This window comes from Sphingomonas sp., from assembly GCF_036677245.1.
In the GTDB taxonomy this organism is placed as follows: domain Bacteria; phylum Pseudomonadota; class Alphaproteobacteria; order Sphingomonadales; family Sphingomonadaceae; genus Allosphingosinicella.
In genome coordinates this window covers 1-4,755 of sequence record NZ_JAKFCG010000006.1, presented here as the reverse complement: position 1 = coordinate 4,755, position 4,755 = coordinate 1, and the positions used below count along the sequence as shown (strand labels likewise).

Here is a 4,755-nt window from a genome sequence, read left to right as displayed (position 1 = left end):
CATTGCGATCATCGCGACGCAGGCGAACGCCTCGTTGACCTCGTAGAGATCGACGTTGCCGACCTTCCAGCCGGCTTTCTCGAGCGCTTTTTTGATCGCGCCGACCGGAGCGGTGGTGAAACGCGCCGGTTCGTGGGCATGCGCCGCATGCGCCACGATCCGCGCGACCGGCGCGATGCCGAGCTTGTCGGCGATGCTCTGGCGCGTGATCACCAAGGCGGCCGCGCCGTCCGAGATCGACGAGGCGTTGGCGGCGGTGATCGTTCCGTCCTCGGCGAAGGCCGGCTTGAGCGACGGGATCTTGGCGGCATCGCCTTTGCCGGGCTGCTCGTCCTCGGCGACGGTCACCGTGCCCTTGCGGCCGGCGATCTCGACCGGCACGATCTCTCGCTCGAACCAGCCCTGTTGTTGCGCCTTCTGCGCGCGCTCGAGCGAGGCGATCGCATAATCGTCCTGCGCCTTGCGGGTGAATTGGTAGAGGCCGGCGGCTTCCTCGGCGAAGCTGCCCATCAGCCGTCCGCTTTCGTAGGCATCCTCGAGCCCGTCGAGGAACATATGGTCGTAGATCCTGTCGTGGCCGATCCGCGCGCCGGCGCGATGCTTGGCCATCAGATAGGGAGCGTTGCTCATGCTCTCCATGCCGCCGGCGACGATCAGCTCGGCCGATCCGGCGGCGAGCGTGTCGGCGGCCATGATCGCCGCCTGCATCCCCGATCCGCACATCTTGTTGACCGTCGTCGCTTCGATGCCGTTGCTCAGGCCGCTCTTGAGCGCCGCCTGGCGCGCCGGCGCCTGGCCGAGCCCGGCCGAAAGCACACAGCCCATGTAGATCTTGTCGATGCCGTCCTTCGCGACGCCGGCACGCTCGACCGCGGCGCCGACCGCGGCGGCGCCAAGCTCGGTCGCGCTCGCGCCGGCCAGGCTGCCCTGGAAGCTGCCCATTGGCGTGCGCGCATAGGAGAGGATGACGATCGGATCGATGCTCATGGGACCCCGGCTCCGCGAAGGATGTTCGACCTTCAAGATAGGGCTGCGCGCCGTCTTGTTCAAATCCGCGCCGCTCTGCTAGAGCCTGCGTCGCGCGGGCCGACCGGGCCGGCTCTCGGCCCGAAGCCGGGGCAAGAGGAGACGCTCTGGATGGAAGGTGGCCTCGATTTCGCGCTTGGCGAGATGGCCGATGCCATCAGGGAGACCACCCGCCGCTTTGCCGCCGACCGCATCGCCCCGCTTGCCGCCGAGATCGACGAGACCAACCAGTTCCGGCGCGAGCTGTGGCCGGAAATGGGCGCGCTCGGGCTGCACGGCATCACCGTCGAGGAGGAATTTGGCGGGCTCGGCCTCGGCTATGTCGAGCATTGCGTCGCGATGGAGGAAGTCTCGCGCGCCTCGGCCTCGATCGGGCTCAGCTACGGCGCGCATTCGAACCTCTGCGTCAACCAGATCAGGCGGTGGGGCAGCCCCGAGCAGAAGCGCAAATTCCTGCCCAAGCTGATCAGCGGCGAGCATGTCGGCAGCCTCGCGATGTCCGAGGCCGGGTCCGGCTCCGACGTCGTGTCGATGAAGCTCAAGGCGGAGAAGCGCGGCAACGACCGCTACGTCCTCAACGGCACCAAATTCTGGATCACCAACGCGCCCGCCGCCGATACGTTGGTGGTCTACGGCAAGACCGATCCGAACGCCGGGCCGCGCGGGATCAGCACCTTCCTGGTCGAGCGCGGCATGGCCGGCTTCTCGGTCTCGAAGAAGCTCGACAAGATGGGCATGCGCGGATCGGACACCGCCGAGCTGGTGTTCGAGGATTGCGAGGTCCCGGCCGAGAATCTGATGGGCCGCGAAGGCGAGGGCGCCAGGATATTGATGTCGGGCCTCGACTATGAACGGGCGGTGCTCGCGGCGGGCCCTCTGGGCATCATGCAGGCGTGCCTCGATATCGTGCTTCCCTATGTGCGCGAGCGCAAGCAGTTCGGCAAACCGATCGGCAGCTTCCAGCTCATCCAGGCCAAGGTCGCGGACATGTATGTCGCGCTCAACTCGGCACGCGCCTATGTCTATGCGGTGGCGCGCGCCTGCGACGCGGGCCAGGCGACGCGCTCGGACGCGGCGGGCGCGATCCTGCTCGCGAGCGAGAATGCGGTGCGAACCGCGCTGGAGGCGATCCAGGCGCTCGGCGGTGCCGGCTATACCACGGAGTGGCCGGTCGAGCGCTATCTGCGCGATGCCAAGCTCTACGACATCGGCGCCGGTACCAACGAGATACGCCGCTTCCTGATCGGCCGCGAGTTGATCGGCGAATGAGCGATACTTTGCTCGACGTGCTGCAATGGTACGGCTCGATCGCGGGGGCGATCGCCGCGTTCATCGTCTCGCTCGATCTCGGCCGGCGCTGGACCGGCTGGGCGTTCGTGATCTTCGTCACCGCCTCGATCGCGCTGATCACCTGGGGCTTCGCCAGCGAGCAGGCGGAGGGGATCGGGACCCAGAACATCATCCTGTTCTTCATCAACCTGTTCGGCGTCTACCGCTATCTGATCCGCAAGAAGAAGCCGGCGCCGGCATGACCATCCTCTCCTCCGCCGTCGACAGCGATTCGCCCGACTTCCGCCGCTACGCCGCGCACAATCGCGCGCTCGCCGCGGAGCTTCGCGAGAGGGTGGCGCAGGCTTCGCTCGGCGGATCGGAGAAGCATCGCGAGCGCCATGTCGCGCGCGGCAAATTGCTGCCGCGCGAGCGCATCGCCCGGCTGCTCGATCCGGGCTCGCCGTTCCTCGAAATCGGCCAGCTTGCCGCCAACGGCATGTACGGCGACGAAGCGCCGGGCGCCGGAATGGTGACCGGCATCGGCCGCGTGTCCGGACGCGAGGCGATGATCGTCGTCAACGATCCGACCGTCAAAGGCGGCGCCTATTTCCCGATGACGGTGAAGAAGCATCTGCGCGCGCAGGAGATCGCGATGCAGAACCGCCTGCCGTGCATCTATCTCGTCGATTCGGGCGGCGCCAATTTGCCGCACCAGGCGGAGGTCTTCCCCGACCGCGATCATTTCGGGCGCATCTTCTACAATCAGGCGCAGATGAGCAGCATGGGGATCGCGCAGATCGCCTGCGTGATGGGAAGCTGCACCGCCGGCGGCGCCTATGTCCCGGCGATGTCCGACGAGAGCGTGATCGTGCGCGGGCAGGGGACGATCTTCCTCGGCGGCCCGCCGCTGGTGAAGGCCGCGACGGGCGAAGTCATCTCGGCGGAGGAGCTCGGCGGCGCCGACGTCCACGGCCGCAGGTCCGGCGTCGTCGATCATGTCGCCGACAACGACGACCATGCCCTGAGCCTCGTCCGCGACATCGCCGCGCGGCTCAACACGCGCAAGACGGTCGACCTCGACGTCGCCGATCCGGTCGATCCCAAGCTCGACCCCGACGACCTCTACGGCATCATCCCCGATGACGTGCGCACGCCCTATGACGTGCACGAGGTCATCGGCCGGATCGTCGACGGATCGGAGCTGCACGAGTTCAAGCCGCTCTACGGCACCACTTTGGTCTGCGGCTTCGCGCGCATCTGGGGAATGCCCGTCGCGATCCTCGCCAACAACGGCATCCTGTTCTCGGAAAGCGCGCTCAAGGGCACGCATTTCATCGAGCTCGCCTGCCAGCGCCGCATCCCCTTGCTGTTCCTCCAGAACATCGCCGGCTTCATGGTCGGCGGCAAATATGAGGCCGGCGGCATCGCCAAGGACGGCGCCAAGCTGGTCACCGCGGTCGCGACCGCGCAGGTGCCGAAGATCACCGTGCTGATCGGCGGCAGCTTCGGCGCCGGCAATTACGGCATGTCCGGCCGCGCGTTCGGCCCGCGTTTCCTGTTCAGCTGGCCCAACAGCCGGATCAGCGTGATGGGCGGCGAGCAGGCCGCCTCGGTGCTCGCCACCGTCCACAAGGATGCGGACGTCTGGAGCGCGCAGGAGGCCGAAGCCTTCAAAGCCCCGATCCGCCAGCGCTACGAGGACGAAGGCAACCCCTATCACGCCACCGCGCGGCTGTGGGACGACGGCATCATCGACCCGGTCCAGACCCGCGATGTGCTTGGGTTGGCTTTCAGCGCCACGCTCAACGCGCCGATCGCGGAGCGGGCGCGCTTCGGGGTGTTCCGGATGTGATGGGCAGCGGTGCAGCCCCTCCACCAGCCTTCGGTGCAGCCCCTCCACCAGCCTGCGGCTGGTTCCCCTCCCCGTGCCGGGGAGGATTTATCGCAGCGGTCAAGATCCTCCCCGGCACGGGGAGGGGGCCCGCACGAAGTGCGGGGGAGGGGCGGCACCGATGCTGACCGGTCCCGCTCCAACGGTCACCAAGGCGCGCCGCCTGCGCAAGGACATGTCCTTGCCCGAAGTGCTGCTCTGGCAAGAGCTCAGGAAGCGCCCCGGCGGGTTCAAATTTCGCAGGCAGCATCCCGCCGGCCCCTACGTCCTGGATTTCGCCTGCGTCAAAGCGCGCACCGCGGTTGAGGTCGATGGGGCCGGGCACGGGATGGGCAATGCTCCGGTGCATGATGAAGTGCGGGATGAGTGGCTTGCAAACCAGGGCTATAGCGTGGTGCGCGTGGCGGCAGCCGAGGTGCTGAAGAATATTGAGGGTGTCGTCAGCTTTGTGGTCGAGAGATGTGCATCTGCGTCGCCCCTCCACCAGCCCATGGCTGGTCCCCCTCCCCGTGCCGGGGAGGATTTATGAGCGGCGCACACTTCAAGATCCTCCCCGGTACGGGGAG

The 4,755-nt window shown here is 67.3% G+C and carries 5 protein-coding genes; 4 read left to right on the top strand and 1 reads right to left on the bottom strand.

All coding sequences use genetic code 11. From position 1 onward, the window contains the following. A partial coding sequence (locus V6M48_RS00585) for an acetyl-CoA C-acyltransferase (RefSeq protein WP_332810575.1) occupies nt 1-987 on the bottom strand: 987 nt, incomplete at its 3' end. 150 nt (nt 988-1,137) lie between these two features. Here V6M48_RS00585 and V6M48_RS00580 point away from each other — a divergent pair. The 4 genes from V6M48_RS00580 to V6M48_RS00565 all read left to right on the top strand — a co-directional run bounded on the left by V6M48_RS00580 (nt 1,138) and on the right by V6M48_RS00565 (nt 4,718). After that, the gene (locus V6M48_RS00580) at nt 1,138-2,295 is read left to right on the top strand and encodes an isovaleryl-CoA dehydrogenase (protein ID WP_332810574.1); all 1,158 of its coding nucleotides are present in this window, start codon (nt 1,138-1,140) and stop codon (nt 2,293-2,295) included. Then, nucleotides 2,292-2,558, top strand: a complete 267-nt coding sequence (locus tag V6M48_RS00575) for a hypothetical protein (protein WP_332810573.1) — start codon at nt 2,292-2,294, stop codon at nt 2,556-2,558. Before V6M48_RS00580 ends, V6M48_RS00575 begins: the two co-directional genes overlap by 4 nt. Next, the gene (locus tag V6M48_RS00570) at nt 2,555-4,150 is read left to right on the top strand and encodes a carboxyl transferase domain-containing protein (RefSeq protein WP_332810572.1); all 1,596 of its coding nucleotides are present in this window, start codon (nt 2,555-2,557) and stop codon (nt 4,148-4,150) included. Before V6M48_RS00575 ends, V6M48_RS00570 begins: the two co-directional genes overlap by 4 nt. Before the next feature lie 160 nt (nt 4,151-4,310). Beyond that, nucleotides 4,311-4,718, top strand: a complete 408-nt coding sequence (locus V6M48_RS00565; protein ID WP_332810571.1) for an endonuclease domain-containing protein — start codon at nt 4,311-4,313, stop codon at nt 4,716-4,718. Nucleotides 4,719-4,755: the final 37 nt, after the last annotated feature.